The sequence below is a fragment of the Sphingobacterium sp. 40-24 genome (assembly GCF_001899705.1).
GTDB lineage: Bacteria > Bacteroidota > Bacteroidia > Sphingobacteriales > Sphingobacteriaceae > Sphingobacterium > Sphingobacterium multivorum.
In genome coordinates this window covers 101,406-124,546 of record NZ_MKWH01000008.1, presented here as the reverse complement: position 1 = coordinate 124,546, position 23,141 = coordinate 101,406, and the positions used below count along the sequence as shown (strand labels likewise).

At 41.0% G+C, this 23,141-nt stretch carries 21 protein-coding genes; 15 read left to right on the top strand and 6 right to left on the bottom strand.

The window, feature by feature from the left end:
- Window positions 1-4: 4 nt before the first annotated feature.
- Window positions 5-1,786, bottom strand: a complete 1,782-nt coding sequence (locus BGP15_RS02875) for an ABC transporter ATP-binding protein (RefSeq protein WP_286768629.1) — start codon at window positions 1,784-1,786, stop codon at window positions 5-7.
- A gap of 181 nt (window positions 1,787-1,967) precedes the next feature.
- Here BGP15_RS02875 and BGP15_RS02870 point away from each other — a divergent pair, with 181 nt between their 5' ends.
- From BGP15_RS02870 to yajC, 4 genes are read left to right on the top strand one after another with little or no spacing between them, the layout of a single operon-like run.
- Window positions 1,968-3,047: a Glu/Leu/Phe/Val family dehydrogenase gene (locus BGP15_RS02870; RefSeq protein ID WP_046674513.1), complete on the top strand. Its 1,080-nt coding sequence runs from the start codon at window positions 1,968-1,970 to the stop codon at window positions 3,045-3,047.
- Window positions 3,048-3,107: 60 nt separating this feature from the next.
- A complete protein-coding gene (nusB, locus tag BGP15_RS02865) occupies window positions 3,108-4,055 on the top strand; it encodes a transcription antitermination factor NusB (RefSeq protein ID WP_070565546.1) in 948 nt (315 codons plus the stop codon).
- 27 nt (window positions 4,056-4,082) lie between these two features.
- The gene (locus tag BGP15_RS02860; RefSeq protein WP_070565544.1) at window positions 4,083-4,544 is read left to right on the top strand and encodes a DUF1573 domain-containing protein; all 462 of its coding nucleotides are present in this window, start codon (window positions 4,083-4,085) and stop codon (window positions 4,542-4,544) included.
- Between the two features lie 26 nt (window positions 4,545-4,570).
- A complete protein-coding gene (gene yajC / locus BGP15_RS02855) occupies window positions 4,571-4,888 on the top strand; it encodes a preprotein translocase subunit YajC (protein ID WP_070565542.1) in 318 nt (105 codons plus the stop codon).
- A 62-nt stretch (window positions 4,889-4,950) separates the two neighbouring features.
- Here the strand turns inward: yajC and BGP15_RS02850 are convergent, their stop codons facing one another.
- Window positions 4,951-5,610 (bottom strand): DUF6266 family protein, encoded by a 660-nt coding sequence (locus tag BGP15_RS02850; RefSeq protein ID WP_286768628.1) that lies wholly within the window; start codon window positions 5,608-5,610, stop codon window positions 4,951-4,953.
- Window positions 5,611-5,972: 362 nt separating this feature from the next.
- On the opposite strand from BGP15_RS02850, the gene BGP15_RS02845 reads away from it, so the two are divergent.
- Genes BGP15_RS02845 through BGP15_RS02830 form a run of 4 tightly spaced genes read left to right on the top strand, consistent with a single transcriptional unit; the run spans window position 5,973 to window position 9,494 of the window.
- Window positions 5,973-6,947, top strand: a complete 975-nt coding sequence (locus BGP15_RS02845) for a BtrH N-terminal domain-containing protein (protein WP_286768627.1) — start codon at window positions 5,973-5,975, stop codon at window positions 6,945-6,947.
- 52 nt (window positions 6,948-6,999) lie between these two features.
- Window positions 7,000-7,950 (top strand): hypothetical protein, encoded by a 951-nt coding sequence (locus BGP15_RS02840; RefSeq protein WP_046674519.1) that lies wholly within the window; start codon window positions 7,000-7,002, stop codon window positions 7,948-7,950.
- 10 nt (window positions 7,951-7,960) lie between these two features.
- Window positions 7,961-8,536, top strand: a complete 576-nt coding sequence (coaE, locus tag BGP15_RS02835) for a dephospho-CoA kinase (protein WP_197084052.1) — start codon at window positions 7,961-7,963, stop codon at window positions 8,534-8,536.
- 4 nt (window positions 8,537-8,540) lie between these two features.
- Entirely contained in the window at window positions 8,541-9,494 is a 954-nt protein-coding gene (locus BGP15_RS02830) for an exonuclease (protein WP_084823202.1), read from the top strand.
- A gap of 41 nt (window positions 9,495-9,535) precedes the next feature.
- Here the strand turns inward: BGP15_RS02830 and BGP15_RS02825 are convergent, their stop codons facing one another.
- Entirely contained in the window at window positions 9,536-9,940 is a 405-nt protein-coding gene (locus BGP15_RS02825) for a hypothetical protein (RefSeq protein ID WP_197084053.1), read from the bottom strand.
- A 265-nt stretch (window positions 9,941-10,205) separates the two neighbouring features.
- On the opposite strand from BGP15_RS02825, the gene dinB reads away from it, so the two are divergent.
- The 7 genes from dinB (at window position 10,206) to BGP15_RS02790 (ending at window position 18,198) form a co-directional block, all read left to right on the top strand.
- The gene (gene dinB / locus BGP15_RS02820; RefSeq protein WP_286768626.1) at window positions 10,206-11,303 is read left to right on the top strand and encodes a DNA polymerase IV; all 1,098 of its coding nucleotides are present in this window, start codon (window positions 10,206-10,208) and stop codon (window positions 11,301-11,303) included.
- A 144-nt stretch (window positions 11,304-11,447) separates the two neighbouring features.
- Window positions 11,448-13,574, top strand: a complete 2,127-nt coding sequence (locus BGP15_RS02815; RefSeq protein WP_286768625.1) for a S9 family peptidase — start codon at window positions 11,448-11,450, stop codon at window positions 13,572-13,574.
- Window positions 13,575-13,781: 207 nt separating this feature from the next.
- Complete coding sequence (locus tag BGP15_RS02810; RefSeq protein ID WP_070565532.1) at window positions 13,782-14,588, top strand: beta-carotene 15,15'-monooxygenase; 807 nt, start codon at window positions 13,782-13,784, stop codon at window positions 14,586-14,588.
- Window positions 14,589-14,603: 15 nt separating this feature from the next.
- On the top strand, window positions 14,604-15,761 hold the full coding sequence (locus tag BGP15_RS02805; protein ID WP_286768624.1) for a 1-deoxy-D-xylulose-5-phosphate reductoisomerase: 1,158 nt from the start codon (window positions 14,604-14,606) through the stop codon (window positions 15,759-15,761).
- A gap of 16 nt (window positions 15,762-15,777) precedes the next feature.
- Complete coding sequence (rseP, locus tag BGP15_RS02800) at window positions 15,778-17,103, top strand: RIP metalloprotease RseP (protein ID WP_286768623.1); 1,326 nt, start codon at window positions 15,778-15,780, stop codon at window positions 17,101-17,103.
- Window positions 17,104-17,367: 264 nt separating this feature from the next.
- Window positions 17,368-17,571, top strand: coding sequence for a YwbE family protein (locus BGP15_RS02795; protein ID WP_070565526.1), 204 nt, complete (start codon window positions 17,368-17,370; stop codon window positions 17,569-17,571).
- A 249-nt stretch (window positions 17,572-17,820) separates the two neighbouring features.
- On the top strand, window positions 17,821-18,198 hold the full coding sequence (locus BGP15_RS02790; RefSeq protein WP_070565524.1) for a response regulator: 378 nt from the start codon (window positions 17,821-17,823) through the stop codon (window positions 18,196-18,198).
- Window positions 18,199-18,230: 32 nt separating this feature from the next.
- On the opposite strand, the gene BGP15_RS02785 is transcribed toward BGP15_RS02790, so the two are convergent.
- The 3 genes from BGP15_RS02785 to BGP15_RS02775 are packed head-to-tail and all read right to left on the bottom strand — an operon-like array spanning window position 18,231 to window position 23,087.
- Window positions 18,231-18,443 carry a DUF6965 family protein gene (locus BGP15_RS02785; RefSeq protein WP_070565692.1) on the bottom strand — a complete coding sequence of 71 codons (213 nt, stop codon included), beginning with the start codon at window positions 18,441-18,443 and terminating at the stop codon, window positions 18,231-18,233.
- Between the two features lie 25 nt (window positions 18,444-18,468).
- Window positions 18,469-19,935, bottom strand: coding sequence for an efflux transporter outer membrane subunit (locus BGP15_RS02780; RefSeq protein WP_115045728.1), 1,467 nt, complete (start codon window positions 19,933-19,935; stop codon window positions 18,469-18,471).
- On the bottom strand, window positions 19,935-23,087 hold the full coding sequence (locus BGP15_RS02775; protein WP_286768622.1) for an efflux RND transporter permease subunit: 3,153 nt from the start codon (window positions 23,085-23,087) through the stop codon (window positions 19,935-19,937). The genes BGP15_RS02780 and BGP15_RS02775 overlap by 1 nt, the downstream gene beginning before the upstream one ends.
- Window positions 23,088-23,141 lie beyond the last annotated feature (54 nt).

The following is a 23,141-nucleotide window of genomic DNA, read 5'->3' as shown; positions in this document are numbered from 1 at the left end:
TTATTTATCCTTCCACACTTTCCAGTAATTGCTTTTCATGGAGTTCAAAATATTCACCTCTTTTATCCATCAATTCAGCATGTGTACCCTGTTCTACAATTTCTCCTTGATCCATCACCAATATATGATCTGCATTCTTGATCGTCGAGATGCGATGGGCAATAAAAATACAGGTCTTGCCTTTCATGATGCGGCTTAGTGAACGGAGAATGGTTTCTTCCGTTTTTGTATCCACGGCTGAAAGACAGTCATCAAAAATCAATACTTTGGGTTCCTTAATTAAAGCGCGCGCGATGGATACCCGTTGCTTTTGCCCCCCGGAGAGGGTAATCCCACGTTCTCCAACAGCGGTTTCAAATCCATCTTCAAAAGCGATAATATTGTCGTATACAGCGGCATCTTTGGCAGCCTGTTCCACTTGTTCCTGTGTAAAGTGGTCTAAACCAAAGCCTATATTATTGGCAATGGTATCCGAAAATAGGAAAACATCTTGTGGGACAAATCCGACCTGTTGGCGTAAGCTTTTGAAATCAAGGTTTTTAATTTCAAGACCATCATAATGAATACTTCCTTTGTCGATATCATACATCCGAAGGAGTAAGTTGGCCAGCGTAGATTTTCCGGATCCTGTTTTTCCGATAATAGCAAGTGTTTTGCCGATAGGAATTTGGAACGATATATTTTTTATCGCCTGAATGCCGGTTTCCGGATAAGTAAACGAGATCCCATTAACCTTGATTTCGCCCTCCAGTTCCTTGGCAGCTGTGCCGTTAACGATGGGAGATTCGGTTTGAAGGAATTCGTTAATCCGTTTTTGTGACGCGGCAGCACGTTGCACCAATGACGTGACCCAAGCCAAAGACATGGCAGGGAAAGTCAACTGGTTGACATAGATGATAAACTCGGCGATATTTCCGGCAGTCACTGTTCCTTTGGCAACTTCGATTCCACCAATATAAATGGTAATGACTGTACTAAGTCCAATAAGTAATAGAATAAGCGGGAAGAAAACAGCCTGTACTTTGACGAGATCAAGAGCCGTGTTCCGATAAATGGTACTTTCCTTCTCAAATTCCTGCATTTTATTTTGTTCTCTGGTGTAGGTTTTGATGACGCGGATGCCAGCAAAAGTCTCCTGGACAAAGGAAGAAAGTTTCGCCAGTTGTCGCTGTATTTTTAAGCTACGCTTATTAATGATCTTATTGACAAATAAAATAATAACCGATAGCACAGGGATTGGTGCCAATGCATAAGTCGCCAGTCTTCCGTTGACGCTATACATCGCATAGATGACCATGATCGATAAGACTACGGTATTGATCGCATACATGATGGCAGGTCCTAGGTAGTTACGTACCTGATTGACGTCTTCGGTCGCGCGGCTCATGAGATCTCCGGTATTGTTTTTCCGAAAGAAACCAAAGTTTAGATCCTGGTAATGATTATAGATCTCATTTTTGAGGTCGTATTCAATATAACGCGAGGTTAAAATGATCGTCTGACGCATAAAGAATAAAAATATGCCCCGCAGCAGTGAAAGTAGGAGCACGACGAAACCAAAAAACAGGAGGCTGGTGCCAAATACCTGATAGATGAGTTCCTGTCTGTCGAAACCATCAAATAGACGGTATAGATAGATGTTTTCCTGAACCAAATCAAATGCTTCGCGAATTACCTTTGCAGGCAATACCCCAAAATAGTTGGATATGATAACGAAAATAACCCCTGGAATCAGTTTCCAGCGGTATTTATAAAAGTACTTATTTAAGTAGGCGAGATCCTTCATATTACGAATACAAAAGTAGGACTAATTCATCAAAATGCTTTACGATTTAAGCGAATTTACTGTCATTCGGAAATCAAATGTTAAGTCTTGGATAAAAAAAGTTGTTATGCACAACGAATAATTTTCCTACTTTTGCATCAAGTACCTTAAAAAATTAAAACAAATTAGAGTAGTACATTTTATGTCAACATCTCAAAATTCTATTTTTGAATTGATGAGCCAGTCTGGCCATCAAAACTTATTTTTCTGTAATGATGAATTAGTGGGCTTGAAAGCTATCGTTGCGATCCATGATACAACCTTGGGGCCTGCGATAGGAGGAGTTCGTATGTTACCATACGAAAGTACAGAAGAAGCTATTGAGGATGCTTTACGTTTATCCAAGGCCATTACGTACAAATCTGCCATCACTGGATTGAATTTAGGCGGGGGAAGTGCTGTTATTATTGGTAATAGCCGTTTGGACAAATCTGAGGTTTTATTGCGCCGTTTGGGCCAGTTTATTGAAGGATTGAATGGTAATTTCATTGCTTCACTAGACGTAGGTACGACACAACGTGATTTAGAACATATTTATACCGAGACTGACCACGTTGCTGGTCTACCAAAGGCTATTCATGGTAGCGGTGTCGGTGATCCTTCCATTTTTGCTGCACAAGGTGTTTATTTTGGTATAAAAGCCTGTTTAAAGGAATTATACGGATCGGAAAATGTTGCTGGTAAAAAAGTTATTGTACATGGAGTAGGTGGTGTTGGTGAACGTTTGATCGCGATGTTACGTGAAGAGAATGCACGTGTATATGTCAGCGATATTACGGAAGAAAAAATGCTGAAAGTGGCGGCTAAGTACAAAGCTGAGCCAATACCTTACAATGAAGTATTCGATCACGAATTTGATGTATATTCTCCCTGTGCGTTAGGTGGTACGGTAAATCCGGAATCCGCACAGAAAATGCAATGCAAAATTATTGCTGGTTCTGCCAATAATCAATTGAAAGATGAACTTGTTACAAGTTCTATTCTGCATGAAAGAGGTATATTATACGCGCCTGACTATTTGATCAACGCTGGTGCATTAATCGGCTGTTATTCAGAAATTCAAAATTACGGCGTAGATCACACTGAATTTGTGATCAAAAATATTTATAATGCGACTAGAGACGTCTTGAAAAAATCAAAAGAAGAGAATATTTCTACTTTTGAAGCGGCTAATCGCATCGCGGAGAAGCGTATCCAAGATATTAAAAAAATCAAGCGGTAGTCTTCATCCCAAAATCGTTCTTACTTATTATTTTATAAAAAAATCGTTCTTTAAATTACTATGTTAAACAGGAGACACCTGAGGGTAAAAGTAGTGCAAACGCTTTATGCGTACAGTCTTTCAGAAGATAAAGACATCAAAACATTTGAAAAAGCACTATTAAAAAATGTGGATGAAGTCTATGAGATGTATATGTGGACACTGAATCTATTAGATGAAGTATCTGATTATGTTTTAATAGATGCAGAGGGTAGAGCTAATAAGTTTTTACCAACTGAAAAAGACTTGTCTTTAACGACCAAGTTAAGTACTAACACTTTTATTGAGTCATTGAGACAAAATCCACAATATGGAGAAGGTGTCAAAAAGTATAAAATTTCTTGGAGTTTCGATCCGGAGATCGTGCGTACGGTATTTTTGCAATTAAAGGATTCCGAGGCTTATTTGGAGTACTTGCAACAAGAGGATCGTTCGATCGGTACGGAAAAGGATATCATCAAGCATATCTTTAAAAAGATTATCTTGAAATCACCGGTTATTGAGCAGGTTTTTGAGGAGAAATTCATCAACTGGCCTGTCGATAAAGAAGTATTGCAAGCGTTGATTGCGAAGACTTTTAAGAATTTTAGTTCTGAAGATCCACGTAAAAATAAACTGGCAGAGATTACGCAAAACTGGAATGATGATAGCGACTATGTCATTGCATTGCTAGGTAAAACTATTCGCAATACAAATGAATATCAAAAGCTTATCTCGGAGAAAACGAAGAATTGGGAGTCAGACCGTATTGCGCTAATGGATACTTTATTGATGCGTATGGCCATATGTGAGTTGGTTAATTTTCCATCTATTCCTGTGAAAGTGACAATAAATGAGTATATTGAAATTTCTAAGGTATTCAGTACATTGAAAAGTAATACATTTATCAATGGTATCTTGGATAAAATATTAAACGATCTGAATCAACAAGGAAGAATCCAGAAGGCAGGTCGTGGTTTAAGAGATTAAAACCAAACGCATAAATAATTTATACGAATGAAGAACTTTGGCAAATATTCGGTTTTAGCTTTGTCGGCAGTACTTTTATTTTCTTGTGGAAATGCACAAAAAGGAAAAGATGAAGGAAGTAAGACAGCGACTGAAACAGCAGCTGCGGATAGCCTTTCTAAGGCGGCAGCACAATTAGGAAAAGTAGAATTTGAAGAGTCTGCATTTGACTTCGGTCAGGTAAAGGAAGGTGCACAGGTAAAGCATACCTTTGTGCTGAAAAATTCGGGTGATGCACCTGTTATTATCTCGAAAGTGACTGCTTCATGTGGTTGTACACAACCTGAGTTTTCGAAAAGCCCTATTTTGCCAGGTGGAAAATCTGAGATCCATGTAACTTTCAATAGTGAGGGACAAGTTGGTAAACAGCAGAAGATCATTACGATTCAATCGAATGCTTCCAATGGCTTAACAACAGTGCAGCTAAAGGGCGAAGTATTAGCAAAATAACACATTATTAAACGATATAATAGAAGATGAACACAGTATTATTACAAGCAGCGGGTGGCAACATGATGAGTTTTTTACCAATGGTTTTGATTATCGTGGTATTTTATTTCTTCATGATCAGACCGCAGATGAAGAAGCAAAAAGATCACAAAAAATATATTGAAGAACTTGGTGTAAATTCAAAGGTGGTAACTACAGCTGGTATTCACGGACGCATTGTAGAAGTATCAGACACGACTTTCTTAGTTGATGTAGGTTCAGGTGTAAAAATCCGTTTTGACAAATCAGCCATTGCTTTAGATGCTTCTAAAGCTGCTAACAACACGGAGAAGAGTGCTTCTTAAGCTTTTTTGGGAAGGAAATGAAAGCCAGTTTTCCACGAAAACTGGCTTTTTTTATGTACCGGTCAAATCTTTATCTTACCTAAGTGCATACTGTCTGTATTACCTCCGCCATAGCTCTCTACAAAAAAGATATACACTTCATAGGTCACTTGCTTTTTATGTTTCGGTATATCAATATTTTGTCTACCAGCTATTAAGCTATTTTTCGCCTCATTCGTCAAAAATGGATATTCAGCCCCATTATACGTTGCATTATACAGGAATAAGAACGAATCATAAGTTCCCATGTCAAATTTCTTCTCCAGATAGGGGTCGTATTCCCAGGTAACCAGAAACACCTGATTTTCTTGATCGAAATCCATCGTGTAGGAAGTGATGGGATTGGGACTTCCTTTGGCAATCATAAATTTTTGCCAGTCCACCACAAAACCGTTCTCTTCCTGAATAAGCGCATGGTTCAAATTATAAGACATTGCGACATCATAGGCCCGTTTCGGATAACTGTATGCCTTGTAGCCTATATTGATGATCGGGTTTAACATGCTTATATGCGACCTCATAGTTTTGAAGCGTGTTCTACTCAGCAGCTGTTCAGGTGTGGGCTCTCGTTTTTTAACGCGAGGGAGAGAGCGTACATAATTTCCTGTTTTAGTCGACACAAATACAACAGAGCCTGCTTTCCCGGAAACAGTCCCATTAACGCCATTTTTGATGATTGCCATAATGTATTGATTATCTTATAGATAATTAAGATAAGCATTAAAAAGGAAATATGCTAATACCAGGCAATCCCTAAACACAATTTTTAGTCTATGTTTAGACAGTAATCAGTCATTGTTTATTCAGTCTGCACTGAACAATCACTGAACGATCACTGAACAATCACTGAACAATCACTGTAAAAAGGGATAAGTTGGTTACCAACTGATATTCTTTTGTTGCAGCTAAAAAATTAAATGAGACAATAGGGAAGGGACTACACTCTGTAACAAAAAAGTGTGTCGCAAGAAGTATTTATTAGACGCTCTTTTCCTGCTGACACCAAGCTGTCAATCGAGCTTCTAATTTTGTGAAAAAGAATGCTATGGAAAATCTTAAACCGTTTGACGGGCTACATTGTGAAACTACCGCAACAGGTACTTTATTGAAGCATATTGGCATTGAACTTTCTGAACCGATGCTTTTTGGATTAGGGGAGGGACTTAGTTTTATCTATTGGAAAATGAAAACCATGGACTTTCCATTTTTGGGCGGACGAATAAAAACGGATCTCCTGACGCAGCATATCTGCAAAAATCTCGGTCTCGAACTCAATGTTCATGAAACCTCTTCAAAAGTAAAAGCCTGGCAGGCTGTACGACAGCTCTTGGATGAGGGGCAACCTGTGGGATTAAAACTCGATGCCTATTACCTGGAATATTTTACTAAGCCATTTCATTTTGCGGGACATTATGTCGCTATATATGGCTATGACGATGAGCATGCCTATTTGGTGGATACGAGGCAGCAAGGCGGTAGTGTGAAGACGTCGCTTGCGAGTTTAGCTTTAGCGCGGGCAGAGAAAGGGCCTATGTCGTCCAAAAATTTGTATTATACCATAGCAGGTAATATGGAGAACGTTGACCTGAAAGAAGTGCTGATTGCCGCAATGGTCAATAATGCAAAGCAATATCTTGCACCAACTATCAGCAATATTTCATATAAAGGAATGTTGAAGACCAGTGAAGAAGTGATGAATTGGTTCAAGACAAGTCAAGCTATTGAAAGCGAGTTTAAGATGGCTGCAAGTCTAATGGAAAAAGCGGGCACTGGGGGTGCTTTGTTTCGAAATCTGTATCGCGACTTTATCAAGGAAAGTTACGATCTCCTCGGAATAGAACAACTCGCGGTGGTTCATCATGAGTTTGTACAGATTGCATTATTGTGGACATCCCTGTCGGAATTGTTTAATCAGATTGCTGAGACGGCCAGTTTCGATGCTGTCCAACAGGCATCAGCAATTTTCAAAACCCTTGCCACAAAAGAGAAAAATGCAATGGAAATATTGGCGTCTTTGTGATGAAATGCAGATAAGAACGCTAATTTTTGCGCAAATTGATTAAGTTTGTGTCATGGCGAATGCAGTTCGAATAAATAAGACCCAACGGCGTAAGATTAATGTCTTCGTGCGTTGTGTTGGAATTTCGTTGTTAGCTTGGTTATTGTTTTCGATTTCCAATCAATATACTGTGTCCGTTAAGGCAGCAATTGAATATGTCAATCTTCCCGAGAAACGCGCATTTCACCCGCAGCAATCCGATACGGTAAAGGTGAAATTGGAGATGACGGGATGGCAATTCCTATTTTCCAAAGCTGCTTTGGAAACCCCAAAGGTGCAGGTTGACCTAAGCTCTTTAAAAACCAAAGATTGGATTGTTTTTTCCAATCAATTGGGCTTTATCAACCGGCAGTTTCCACATGAACAACGGGTAGTCTCGGTGAGCCCAGATACCTTGTTTTTTGATTTTTCCAAACAGACGCAGCGTAAAGTGCCCGTCAAACCTTTGTCCAATATTGGCTTTAAGCGTGGGTATGGTTTTATTGCTGATACCAAGATTACCCCGGCTTATGTGACGATTACAGGGCCCTATGAGGATGTATCGGCGATTGAGTATTGGGAGACCGATACCGTTCGCGGGAAGGAAGTGGAGACCGATGTTCGAACAGTGGCAAACCTGGCACGTAACCAAAAAGCGAATATCAATGTTTATCCGACTTCGGTCGAGGTTCTGATGCCTGTAGGGGAGTTAACCGAGAAAGTGATTGAATTACCCGTGAAGGTTGAAAATGGCCAGCGCTATAGTTCTGTTAGGCTTAATCCAAGCAAAGTGGTCGTCACCGTACTGATGTCCGTTAAGGATTATAATAACTATACATCGCGAGATTTTGAAGCTGTGGTAGATCTGGCTGACTGGGAGAAAAACGGGGTGCAATATTTGCCTGTTTTGCTGACCAAAGTACCTGACTTTTGTAAGGTAATCAGCGTTGTACCTCAAAACGTGGACTTTTTTGTACGTAAATAACACTATTTTCATGAAGATTGGAATAACAGGCGGAATTGGATCCGGTAAAACATTTATCTGTCAGCTTTTTAAAGCCATGGCTGTACCTGTTTATAATGCAGATGATGAGGCGAAGGAATTGATGAATACCGATTTACGGATCAAAGAACGCTTGATTGCGGAGTTCGGTAAAGAGACCTATAAGGATGGGAAATTAGATCGGGCTTTTTTGGCCGAACAGATATTCAGCGACAAGGCGAAGCTCGAACTTGTAAATGGCATTGTACACCCCATCGTTATCCAGGCGGCCAAAGACTGGGCCGAACAACAAAAATCCCGTTATTCACTCAAGGAGGCTGCTTTGCTTTTTGAAAGTGGCTCTTACAAGGATCTTGATTATACCATCCTGGTTACTGCGCCTTTACACATACGTGTTAAACGTGTTATGGAGCGTGATGGCGTCACTGAAGAACAGGTCATGGAGCGAATAAATAAGCAACTAACTGATGAAGAAAAATTAAAACTGGCAGACTTCGTCATCATTAATGATGGAACCACTCCGCTATTGCCGCAAGTGTGGACTTTACATCAAAAATTTCTAAAATAAAACTATGTCGATCATATTAGCTGACTTCTTGGTCAGAAAACCAGAAGGTTATTATTGCCGTTATGGTGATTTTTTTATTGATGCGAGCAATCCCGTCATGCACAATGTCGTATCTCATGCCCATGGCGATCATGCCAGTTCGGGACACGATTATGTGTATACAACGCAGGCAACTTCATTGTTTATGACTTATCGCTATAAACAAAACCGCAAAGATTCATATCAGGTTAAATTGTTCAATAGTCCGTTTAAAATGGGTGCGGTCGAAATCACATTTTTACCAGCAGGTCACATATTGGGTTCGGCACAAATTCTGATGGAATACAGGGGAGTGCGCTACCTATACACGGGCGATTACAAATTGCAAGCTGATGAGACTTGCGAGCCGATCGAAGTGCAGCAAGCCGATGTCCTTATTACAGAAAGCACATTTGCAAATCCGGATATTATACACCCAGATCCTGCGGAGGAGATAAAAAAACTCGACGGACATGCCAGCAATATCTTATTAGGTACTTATGTGTTGGGCAAGGCGCAGCGCATTACTGATTTGATCAACAGATACTGTCCGGAGCGAAAAGTGCTTGTGCATAGTGGAATATTGCCCTACCATCGCCTTTACGACCAACACGGGCTGAAGAAATTAGACTATGAGCCCTACAACAGAAAAGAAATGAAACAGGGCGAACAGAATAAAGTTTATTTGGTACCGCCGATGACTTTTAACAGTTATTTTAGGGCGACCAAAGTGTTACGTGCATTTGCTTCAGGCTGGAAACGTTTACAGGCACAGAATGATATCGAATTGTATATTTCAGATCATGTGGACTGGAATGACATTCTTCACTACATTAAGATGGTAAATCCCCAGGAAGTTTGGACACTACACGGTGACGGGACCATTTTAAAAAGTTTTTTTAACGAAAAATTGATCGTGCGTGATGTGCTTTCTGCATAAGCAGGCTGTGTCGAAAAATCTTCAATCGGGAACGTAAATTTCTATTTCATATTGACAACTTTGTCAACAATATAAACCGTGTTTCCGCGCCAGGGAAGAACGCCATGATATTCTTTGTAGCGCAGATCGAAGTACTTTCCACTATTGAGCTCCAATTGACGGAATATAGAATCATCTTCAATAGAAAATTCAAATTGGTTGCTGGCGATACCACCCGTTTTGATACTTCCAAACCCCTCCTGGATGAGCTTACCTTCGTATGTCTTGAAAATATTACCCTTTTTTACAGCATAATTAAGATAACCAGATTTTACGCCTTCACCGAATACATAGTAATACTTCCAGTAAACGTAGGATCCACCCCCCACCAGTAGAAAAAGGATCAGCAGAAGTAAGAACTTCTTAAATCCGGATTTTTTCGGTTTTTGTTCAGGCATATTTTCCATAATGTGCTATTTTTAAGTCTTTTTACTGTGATTTATGAGACTATCAGGACTGGATGCTTTTTCGCCTAACCTATAGTTTCACCTAAAGATAAAAAATTAACGGCATAATAACGAATGGTTTAGATGTAGCCTAGAAAGTTGCCGAGCGTGATTGGAGTAAGAGGCTCCCGAGCCTACCGTTTGCGGGCTTTGCTGTAGTTGCTAATTCTATTAGTTATTTTTTGGTTTTCTTAGTCTGTAATGCTAATTTTTGTAAATTTGGATCATGGATCCCGAACAGGTACATCGCAAGATTATTCATTTGGATATGGATGCCTTTTATGCATCTGTAGATCAGCGTGATTTTCCCGAATATCGGGGGAAAGCGATTGCAGTAGGTGGTTCTCCGGATGGGAGAGGAGTAGTTGCGACGGCCAGTTACGAAGCACGAAAATTTGGCGTCAAATCTGCGATGAGCTCCCGAAAGGCTCTTCAGTTGTGCCCCCATATTATCTTTACCTATCCTCGTTTTGACGTGTATCGTCAGGTTTCATATCAAATCCGGGAGATCTTTCTCCGTTATACGGACTTAATTGAACCGCTTTCCCTCGATGAAGCTTTTTTGGATGTTACTGTAGACAAGCAGGGCATTGGTTCGGCTATTGATATCGCCAAAGCCATTAAAGAAGCAATCAAAGAAGAACTGAATCTGACCGTCTCGGCCGGCGTTTCCGTGAATAAATTTGTTGCGAAGATTGCTTCGGATATGGACAAACCCGACGGCTTAACATTTATAGGTCCTTCTAAAATTGTCAAGTTTATGGAGTCATTGCCCGTGGACAAGTTTTTTGGTGTAGGTAAAGTGACAGCAAAAAAAATGCATGAACTGGGACTGTTTACTGGGCTTGATTTAAAAAAACAGCGTGAAGAGGATCTCGTACGTTGGTTTGGAAAGACGGGGCATTTTTTTTACCGTATCGTACGCGGGATAGACGACCGTCCTGTTGTTCCCAATCGCAGCAGCAAATCGGTCGGGATTGAGGATACTTTTGGTGAGGATGTAGAAGTTTTTGAGGAATTAAATACCATTTTGCAACGGCTCTGCAAACAGTTGTGGACACGTATTGGGAAAAAGGAAATATCTGGGCGAACCTTAACCTTAAAAATTAAATATGCCGATTTTGTTCAGTTGACACGAAGTATCACCCTAGAAAATAGTTTTGATTCGGAAGACAAAATTTACGCCACCGCCCATAGTTTGTTGAGCAAGGTTGAGCTGGTGAACAAAGTGAGGTTGTTGGGTGTTTCGATATCAAATTTTGTGGAAGAAGCTGATTTTCCAAAGGAAGGTATACAGCTTACACTTTTCGAGCAACATCCTTAGTAAGGAATCATCTGGTTTAATCGAGCCCTTGCTAAATCATATGGTACGCGATATGTGAATTAAGCTTGTTACAGGCAAAATCGTCGTTATTTGTCACAATTCTTTATCTTAGCCAAAATAATTAATAAACATATCCAAAAATTAATGAATACGGTATCAAGAGTACTCTTAGGTGCGTCTATCGTTTTTTTTGTGCACGAGGTTGGTTTCGCACAAAAGAAATTGGATTTTGCACAGTCCTGGGGGCAAAAGTCATCGTTGACAGTTCGTACCAATCAGTATCCTGGCTGGGCAGACGGGACAGCTTATCTGGAAAATGATGTAAATGATGGTCGTTTATATCAGGTTAACATTAAATCAGGTCACAGAAGCATTTATACAGTTCCCGCTAAAGAAGGGACGGTTGTTTATGTCGAGAACAATGATATCTTCCTGAAAGGTACCGATGGTGTAGCAAAGAGGCTGACCAACTCTCCTGATGTTGCTGAACAGAATCCGACCTTATCACCGGATGGTAAATATGTAGCCTTTACGCGTAAAAGCAATCTGTATAGCGTAGACGTGACTTCAGGAAAAGAAATGCAATATACAAAGGATGGCACTGATGTGATCTACAATGGTTGGTCATCCTGGGTATATTACGAAGAAATTCTTGGGCGCCCAACAAAATATAAAGCTTTTTGGTGGTCTCCGGACAGCCGTAAGATCGCTTTTATGCGTTTCGATGATACCAAGGTTCCGATGTTTCCGATTTATTCGTCCAAAGGCCAGCATGGTTACCTGGAGGAGACAAGATATCCCAAAGCCGGTGACCCAAATCCGGAAGTGAAGGTAGGAATCGTTCACCTCGAAGGGGGCAACGTTACCTGGGCTGATTTCAACGAGAAAGACGATCAGTATTTTGGCCAGCCTTATTGGGCCTTTGATAGTAAAAATGTGATGGTACAGTGGATGAACCGGGATCAGAACAATTTAAAGTTCTATCAGGTGGATCCAAATTCTGGTGCAAAAAAAGAAATCTACGATGAGCGTCAGGCTTCATGGATCAATTTGGATCACGATGAGCGTATCACGTATCTGGCGGACAACAAATATTATATCCTAAAATCGGATAAGACAGGCTGGGCGCATTATTACCTCTATAAATTGGATGGAACATTGGTCAATCCAATTACTTCCGGCGAATGGCAGGTAACGGAATTAAAACGGATTGATGAAAAAAATAAGGTGATCTATTTTACCGCACGTAAAGAAAACTCAGCGCGTTTTGATTTGTACCGCGTGGATTATTCAGGTAAAAACTTAAAACGTCTGACGTTCGGTGAATACTCGCACGATGTGAATGTGTCGCCTGACGGCAAGTATTTTATTACCAAATACTCCAATGTGAGTACACCTGATCGGTTCGCTTTGTTGGATAATCAAGGTAAGGTCGTACGTCAGCTAGCGGATAGTAAAGCTGCTGATTTTGCCTCGTATACCTACGGTAAAACCGAATACTTACATCTTAAATCAGATGACGGACTGTTCGATCTTCCATTGACCATCACTTATCCGACAAATTTTGATAAATCAAAAGTTTACCCGGTTGTTTTCAGTATTTACGGTGGGCCTGACGCGGGAACGGTAAAAGATACCTGGAAAGGAACGGCCAATCAGTACTGGGCCAATGAAGGAATTATTCAAGTCTCTGCAGATCACCGGGCATCTGGTCATTTTGGTAAACAAGGTGTTGCTTATATGCACCGCAATCTTGGTCACTGGGAAATTATTGATTATTCGACAATTGTTAAATGGTTAAAATCGCAACCTTGGGTCGCTAAAAACAAAGTACTTATTACAGGGCATAGCTATGGTGGCTATATGACTTGTTTGGCGATGACGAAGGCGGCAGATGTATTTGATTTTGGTATTGCTGGCGCACCGGTTACCTCATGGGATCTGTATGATAGCCATTACACGGAAAGATGGATGGACACGCCTCAAGACAATCCAGACGGATATAAAGCTGGTTCTGTGTTGACCTATGCCAATAATTATAAAGGCGTGTTGCGCATTATGCATGGCGATATGGATGACAATGTTCATTTGCAGAATACAACCCAACTTGTCGATAAATTAACGGATCGAAGCGTCCCTTTTGAATTGATGATCTATCCGGGAAGCCGTCATGGATTTGACCGTTCGAAAAGTAAATATGATTTTAATGAGCGTGCGCGTTTCTACTACCAATACTTATTGGAGAAGCCGCTTCCCAAAGAATTTAAATAGGAAGAATTAAGGTCAAAATAGAAAATCCCTTATCCATTCGGATAGGGGATTTTTATTTTTAGCCTGTTTTCATCTATCTGGGATAACAGATTTTCCATAACCGTTCTTTTTATGTTAAAAATGATAAAAAAAGTGATTTTTCTAGGTGTGTAAATTGTTGAAAATTAAAAAATATGGCATCTTTGTAGAAGTTTATTCAAAGAAAAAATGATTCAATTCCTAAAGGAAAGTACTTTTGCCGTTAACGAGGTTTTTAATAAGTCATTGGAGTTGCTGAAAAGGCATTATTTTTCAGTGGCGGGGCTTTGTTTTTTACTATTTGTAACCTCCGGACTGTCTAATTATCTCGCGACCACCATCAGTGATTTCAATGTGGTGTTGAGTGGCTTTATGGCATTTTTTTTCATGGTGATGTATTTTGGATTGAACATGACTTTGTTTAAGTATATTTTAAGTCTGATTGATGGTAACCAGGAGAAGAAACTCGTCCAATGTATCCCGAGTACGAAAGAGCTTGCATACTTTTTTGGCGCTATGTTGAGTATTATGGTGCTTTCTATAGCACTTCTAATGCTATTGGGGGCCGTCTCTTTACCATTCCTTTACCTATTTGAAAATGGTGACAATCGGATGGAGCTGATGAGCAACTTTACGATGTTTGTTGTCTTTGTTGCGGCCATATTGACGTTCATCCTGATTATTCGAGTGGCATTTTATCCGTTTTTCATTATTGATAAACACGCGGGGACATTACGGTCATTACGCTTCAGTTTTGCATTGACAAAAGGCAATGTATTCAAACTATTATTGATTTTGGCTGTATTTGCTTTTTTCCAGTTACTACAGATGTATTTTAATTATTTAGAATATTACATAATTTTTATTATTTTGAACCTCGTGAGCTCGTTTTTGGTGGTACCCCTGGCTAGTATTGTTGTTTCGGTCGCTTACCGATCCATGATGGCGGATTACCATGGGGGAGAAGACCCAAAGATTTTAAATAATATATTTTAATTAATAGCAAAGGTTTTGAGTAAAAAAGGAATTGCCATTTTAGGGGCAACGGGAAGTATAGGCACACAAGCCTTGGATGTGATAAGAGCCTTTCCTAATACATTTGAAGCAATTGTTCTGACTTGTGGCAGCAATGTCACTCTGTTGATCCAACAGGCCTTGGAGTTTAAGCCCAAAGCAGTGGTGGTAACAGATTCCCTACTCTATAATCAGGTACAGGATGCTTTAAAAGGATATGATATCGCTGTTCTTTTGGGTGAAGCCGGATTGGTTGAAGTGGTGCAGTTGGAAGAAGTTGATATCGTTTTGAATGCAATTGTTGGATCTGCGGGATTAAAACCGACTGTTAAAGCGATTCAATCGAAAAAAGATATTGCACTGGCCAATAAGGAGACACTTGTTGTCGCTGGTGAGCTGATAATGGCCTTAGTGAAAGAATATGGTGTACGCATGCTTCCTGTGGATTCAGAGCATTCGGCGATCTTTCAGTGTTTGACCGGTGAGGAGCATAATCCAATTGAGAAAATATATGTGACTGCCTCCGGCGGTCCTTTTCGTGGGAAAAAACGTGCCGATCTCCTACAGGTTACGAAGGCCCAAGCCTTGAAACATCCCAATTGGTCGATGGGCGCCAAAATTACGATTGACTCAGCATCCCTGATGAATAAAGGGCTAGAAGTGATTGAAGCAAAATGGCTCTTCAATCTGTCCATAAATCAGGTGGATGTGATTGTACATCCTCAATCTATTGTACATTCGTTAGTTCAGTTTCAGGATGGTTCCATGAAGGCCCAAATGGGGATTCCTGATATGAAATTGCCGATCCAGTATGCACTGACCTATCCGGCACGTTTTGAAAACAGTTTTGAACGATTTAATTTCATGGACTATCCGACGCTCAGTTTTGAAAAAGCAGACATGGAAACTTTTCGGAATTTGGCATTGGCGTATGAAAGCCTTCGTACCGGCGGAAATAGAAGCTGTGTATTAAATGCGGCCAATGAAGTGGTTGTGGATGCCTTCCTGAAAGATCAAGTTGGTTTTTTGGAGATGAGTGATATTATTGAACAGACATTAGATAAAGTAGAATTCATTGCGACACCGACGCTGGATGATTATCTGGAGACGGATCGTGTCGCAAGGTTAATAACAAAGGAAATAATCAAAGATTAAATTTTAAAAAGCATACATGGGTGTTTTAATTATGGTCGGACAAGTGATTTTAGGCTTGTCAATTTTAATTGTTCTACATGAGTTAGGACATTTCTTAGCAGCACGTGCATTTGGTATCAAGGTGGAAAAGTTTTATCTGTTCTTTGATGCTTGGGGAGTGAAATTATTTAAATTCAATTATAAAGGATGTGAATATGGTATTGGCTGGTTGCCTTTAGGCGGTTATGTCAAGATTGCGGGTATGATCGATGAATCGATGGATACGGAGCAATTGAAGGGGGAGCCACAACCTTGGGAATTTAGATCAAAACCAGCTTGGCAACGTTTAATCGTCATGTTAGGCGGTATTATTGTCAATATTGTCGTCGGTGTTGTTGTTTTTTGGATGCTGACTTTTAAAATGGGCAATACAGACATTAAAATGGATCAGCTGGTAAACGGTATTGTGCCTGGGTCCATTGGTGAATCTATTGGTTTGAAAGCTGGCGATAAAGTGATTGCAATAGACGGTCACCGTATCGAAAATTACTCGGAGCTGATCAGTTCTAAAGTATTGATGGGGGGAGTTGCACTTACAGTTGAGCGTGATGGAGCTACAGCAGAAGTCAAAGTCCCCGCTGATTTATTAAACACGCTTTCCGACAAAAAAGGAGAGAAGTTTATCGAGCCACGGGTTAAAACGACCAGTGTTGCTGAAGTAGCTCCCGGTTCGGTGGCAAGTAAAATGGGGTTTGTGAAAGGCGATAGCATTATTGCCGTAAACGATACACAGGTTCCTTTCTTCGATCAATTTAAGGCGCAAATAAAAGCGAACAGCAATAAAACGGTTGCGATTAAAGTTTTACGCAAAGGGGCCGAAGTTTCCTTGCAAGGAATTGTTCCTGCAGATGCCATGCTGGGAATAGGGATCAATCGTGATTATTCCATCAAATCGTTTACAACGCAATATACCTTGATGGAGGCGTTTCCGATCGGTGCAAAGAAAGCGTTTACAGTGATTACCGATAACGCCAAAGGATTTGGTAAAATTTTCAAAGGCGAAGTGCGTGCTGATAAAGCATTATCTGGCCCTATTGGCATTGCAACTCTGTTTGGCACGGAAGTGGACTGGATCCGTTTTTGGTCCTTAGTAGGGATGTTGTCTATGGCATTGGCATTTATGAACCTATTGCCTATTCCAGCTTTGGATGGCGGTCACGTGTTGTTCTTGTTGGTTGAGATGATTCAAGGCAAGCCATTGAGTGAAAAATTCCTAGAAAAAGCACAAATGGTCGGTTTCTTCATTCTTTTGGCCTTGATGGTCTTTATATTTGGAAACGATATCTTTAAGTTATTTAAATAAATCAACGGTCGCCGGTCAATGCTGACGGTGACTATTTCTAAAAAAAAGCTAAAAGCCAACGATGGTCGGAATTTCTTCCGACCATTTTTTGTGATATGACAGTGCTAGCAGGAAAAGGTCTTTACATTTGATTTGTAACATTTATGTATGCAATAGCCCTGCATTCACTTCAATACGCTTTTTCCTGCATTCAGGATGAAGGTCTTTCCAACAATAAATGATTTTTTATATTGCATTTAAAAAACTATTTATCTAAGTTTGACCATGGATGGAAGAAATAGAGCAGATGTAAAGCCAGGTATGTTGGTGAATATAATCTTAAAAAAGGACCAGCGTACGGGAAATCTAACAGAAGGCATTGTGAAGGACTTGCTAACATCGTCCTCTTATCATTCGAGGGGGATTAAAGTCAGGTTGACGGACGGCCAAATAGGAAGAGTGGCCGAAATTATTGAAGATGATTTTTAGGAGATAATCTACCGGTCTTCTTTTCTCTTTACCACATCTTTTCTAGCGTTGTTGACGCGAAGAGATTGCTACCTATGATGTTCTTATTATATAAATCAAACTAAAAGTTTGTTGGATTGTTAATATTGGACATTTTGAAATAAAATTTGTATAATAACATAATTATTGCTAACTTTTTTCTGTATTTTTTATTTTATTACATATTTATATAATATTGTTTTTATAATTACTAAATGACAGCTTATTCAAATGGATACCAAAGATAGATGTACGATTGTCTACGCAGATGATGCGATGATTCATCATGTGTTGATGCGAGCGATGGCTCAATCACATTTATTGGATTTGGTTTATTGTGCATCCAATGGCAGGGAGTTGATCGACTACCTCCATGAAAACGAGCATGAGCTTCCTGAGATATGTATATTAGACCTGCATATGCCTGTATTAAACGGAATAGAAACGGCAAAAATTGTGAAAGAAAGATTTCCCTCGATCAGAATATTTGGGTTGACTTCGAGCAGTGATGAGAATGAGCGGATGGAATTGCGGGACGCCGGGGCAGAAGAGATTTTTTCGAAAGAACAGATGCCTTTATTAATGAAACAACTTGCGCCCAGCCTATAGAACGTATAAATAAAGAAGAAGCCTAACAGATGTTAGGCTTCTTCTTTTGCTTCTAAGGCATCCTTGAATTTCAGCAGTCTAATCCAGGATGGACATTTGCTTAAATCTTTTTTCCATAAGCTTACATGGATGAAGCTTGTGCTCAAGAAACGCTGAACGTCGAAGACCTGCATATCTTGCTGTATTTCCAGCGTTTCGGGCAAGTCTTTGGATTGAAAATAGTGTTGTAATTCTTCTGGAGTCATACCACAAAAATAAAGTTTTAAATCCTTATCTCCAACCTCCACCGAGCGCACGATACAGGTCTACAAATGCATCTAAATGCTGTTGTCGTAATTCGACGAGATCCAGGTCGCTATTAAGGGCATTACTTTGCGCGGTAATGACCTCTAGATAGGTGGCATACCCACTTTTAAAGAGTAGACCTGCGTTTTTAACTGCCAGGTGCGCGTTATCGACCCTTTCTTTAGCCAAAGCTAATTGTTCACGTTGCTTGTCGACTGTGACCACTGCATTAGAGACTTCGGCGACTGCCTCGACAACTTTTTGTTGCAGTTGGATTTCGGCTTTATCACGTTCCAATTTAGCAACCTCATACTGTGTTTTCAATGTTTTGTTTTTGAAAATAGGCGTGGTTAAATTTCCAGTTATTCCACCAAGCAATGCGCCAGGGATATTAAACCAATTTTTAGGGAGCATACTATTTACCCCCAATACGCCGCCCACGGTCAATGACGGATAACGCATAGCCTGTTGGATATTCGCATTCGCATTGGCTGCCATCAGTTGAAATTCAGATGATCGGATATCTGGTCTATTGCGGACAATCTCGATTGGGGACCCCAGGGAGATGTCTTTGCTCTCCGCGAAGAGATGCTCGTAAGAAGTTCCTCTTTTGATGCTGTCGGGTAATTTTCCGGTAAGTGTCTGCAGCGCATTTTCCTGGATGGCAATTTCCTTTTCGATTTCGGGAACGAGGGAGGCTGCCAATAGGCGTTGTGATTGTGTTTGTTGGATCGCCAAGGCGGTGATTTCACCAGCTTCATATTGGAGCTTGATCATGCGGAGAGTGCTGTCGTTTAATTGGACGTTCCGTTTGGCAACTTCAATTTTGGCATCGAGCATCAAGAGATTGAAGTAACCTTTTGCCACAGCTGTTATGATCGAGGTCTGTATCGCATTTTTTGCCTCCTGTGTATCCAAATACTCGGCTAAGAGTTGTTCTTGTTTGCTTCCTATTTTCTTCCAGATATCGACTTCCCAGCTAAAATTAATATCAGAGCCAAACATGGATTGATAGACGAACATATTTTGCGGCGCTTTTTCATCCTTATGATCGTAGTATTTAGTCAGAGGACCACTACCAAAGTCCTTTGATCGCCAGGTACGGTTTCCATTGGCAATTGTTGCATTTACACTCGGCAGGTAGTTGGCTTTATTCTGCGCTAAGACTCGCGTTGAAATCTGCAGGTTGAGCAGTGCAGTTTTCATTTCAAAGTTATTGGCTAAGGCAGAATCAATCAATAGCTTCAATGTGGGATCATGAAAGAAGGATTTCCAATGGATCAGGCCCATACTGGAGGTATCTCCGAAGTAATCCAGCGTATCGCCACGAAAGTTTTCCGGAAGTTTGAGTTTGGGCTGCACATAATCTTTGCCGATCTTACAGGCATTCATCAGGCCTAAGAGGCCAATGATGATCGATATTCCCGAAAGGTATTTTTGTATGTTTTTCATTATTCTTCCTCTTCTTTAGCTAGTTTATCATGTAGTTTTTCATCCAGACTTTTGAAAACAACAAAGAGTACGGGGATGATAAAGATGCCGAATGCTACACCAAAGAGCATGCCGCCGGCGGCGCTGAAGCTGATCGAATGGTTACCGATTGCCGAGGGGCCAACCGTCCACATCAAGGGTATCAGCCCTGCAACAAAAGCCAGGCTGGTCATCAAGATTGGCCTTAACCTAAGTTTTGAACCACTAATGGCTGCTTCGACAATGCTTTTGCCATTTTTTCGCTCCTGGACAGCGAACTCCACGATCAGAATCGCATTTTTGGCCAAGAGGCCAATGAGCATAATGAGTCCGACTTGCACATAAATATTGTTTTGAAGTCCCACCAGGTTGATCACGGTAAAAACGCCGATCAGGCCGACTGGTATGGACAATAGTACTGCCCAAGGAAGGATATAGCTTTCGTATTGAGCCGAAAGCAGGAAGTAGACGAATAGGATACTAAGCGCAAAAATCAAGATCGTCTGCGAACCGGACTGACTTTCTTCATAGCTCATGCCCGTCCATTCAAAACCGTAATTACCCGGAAGTTTATTGTCGGCCAATTTTTGGATTGCCTGCATGGCATCATCAGTACTGTAGCCTTCCGCTGGCGTAATATTAACCGCTATCGCGTTGTACAGATTGTAGCGTGTAATGGTTTCCGGACCCACCGTCTTTTCTAAAGTTAATATGGTGTTAATAGGAACCATTTCGCCTTTACTATTCCGCACAAAAATAGAATTGAAGGATTCGGGATCCTTCCGGAAGTCGAAATCCGATTGAACATAAACGCGGTATTGGCGACCAAACCGGTTAAAATCACTCGCCTGTACACGTGCAAAATAAGACCGTATTGTAGACATAAGATCTTTGATTTCGACGCCCAGCGATTTTGCCTTTACGGCATCGATATTTACTTCATATTGAGGGAAGTTTGATTTAAAGCTTGTGTAGGCGCTGCGAATTTCAGGCAGCGTATTGAGCTGGTTAATAAAGGTATCTGCAATGGTGTTGAAATCCCGAATGTCACCACCCATCCGATCCTGAAGAACCATTTCAATGCCGGCAAAGTCTCCAAAACCCTGTACGGTAGGTCGGGGGAACACCGTAAACGTTGCTTCATTGATCTGGGATAGATCATGCCTAATGGTATCCATAAACGCATTAATGTTTTTGATGTGCTCGCGTTTGGCATGTGGTTTTAAGGTAATGTAACCAGCAGCAAATGCCGGGCTCGAACTTCCGTCCAGGGCATTAAAACCAGAGACTGTTGTCATGCCATTGATGTCCTGTCTTTTCTTTAAAATACTATCGGCACGATGAAGAACCTCAGTAGTCCGACTCAATGAAGCGCCGGGAGGGAGGGCAATGTTATATGTAATAAAGCCATCATCTTCGGTCGGAATAAAACTTTTGGGCGTTTTAATCATGAACACGATGCCAAGTGCTGTAATTAAAATTAAGCCTGCCCAGGCTATTTTTTTATTCTTGATCAGTATTTCTACAATAGCGACATAACGGGCCGTCAGCCGATCAAAAGACGTATTGAATGCTTTAAAGAAACGATCTTTAAATTGATTGATTTTGCTGCTTTCTTGATTGGTATGCTGTTTCGGGGCTTTCAGTAGGAGAGCACATAAGGCTGGACTTAGAGTTAAGGCATTGAGTGCTGAAATCAGAATCGCCGTTGCCAAGGTATAGGCAAATTGGCGATAGAAAATACCTGCTGGCCCTTCCATAAATCCTACAGGCAAAAATACAGCAGCCATGACCATGGTTATTGACAGGATGGCTCCCGTAATTTCGGACATCGTCGACAATGTTGCGGCTCTGGGTTTCAATCCTGTGCTGTGCATTTTTTCATGGATAGCTTCGACGACGACAATGGCGTCATCCACTACGATTCCAATAGCCAACACCAGGGCAAACATCGTGAGGACATTGAGCGAAAATCCAAAAAGCTGCAGAAAAAAGAAGGTTCCCACCAAGGAAACTGGGATTGCAATTGCCGGAATCAGGGTGGATCGAAAATCTTGCAGGAAGATAAAGACAATAATAAATACCAGGATAAACGCCTCAAAAAGGGTGTGCTCCACTTGGTTGATCGATTCGTCGATCTGATCACGTACTGAATAGGTCACCTCATAGTGTAGGCCTTTTGGAAATGTTTTTGATTGTTCTTCAAGAACCTTTCTGACAGCAATATCGATATCATGGGCGTTGGAACCACTGGTCTGTGTTAAGTTGAGTGTAAGACCGGGATGGCCATTCACCTTGTTGTCGCTGCTTAAATTTGTAGCTCCGAATTCTACCCGGGCCACATCTTTTAAATAGAGCACTGAACCGTCGGTGTTGGTTTTGATCACAATACTCTGGAATTCCTCCGGTGTGGTGAAACGCCCCTTATGACGGATCACTGTTTCGAAAGCTTCATCCGAGGTTTCTCCAAATTTGCCTGGGGCAATCTCAAAGTTTTGATCTTTTATAGCATTCATAACATCTTGTGGAACGAGGTTATAAAGGGCTAGTTTTTCTGGGTTCAGCCAAAGGCGCATCGCATAATCCCTGGCCCCCAAACGGGAAACTTGAGCTACGCCATCGACACGCAGCAAAGGTCGCATCAGGTTAATCTGTGCATAAGCCTGGAGAAAGGTTTCATCGTAGGCGCTATCCTGGTGATCGGAGTAGAGATTGATGGTCATGATGACACCGGTTTGCCGAGGCATGACCGTGATGCCGGCTTCATTTACTTCGGCAGGAATGGAACTGATTGCTTTGGAAATCCGTGTCTGTACGTTGACCGAAGCAATATCAGGATTGGTACCTGTCTTAAAGTACACCGATACACTTCCCGATCCTGAATTGGAGGCAGACGACTTGATATAGGTCATATCCTCTACACCATTGATGGCTTCTTCGATAGGCAGCAAAACACTTTTTGCTACGGTTTCCGCATTAGCACCGGGATAACTTAGTGAAACAAGCACACTTGGTGGGGCAATTTCTGGAAAGCGCGAGACAGGCAGGAGTTTTAGGCCCACCAAGCCTAAGATAACCAGGATAATAGAAACCACCGTAGCTAATACAGGCCTATTTATAAATGTTTTTAGCATATACATAGAATTTTAAACACGCTACTTTTGGTGCACAGTATGCCTGGCACCGGG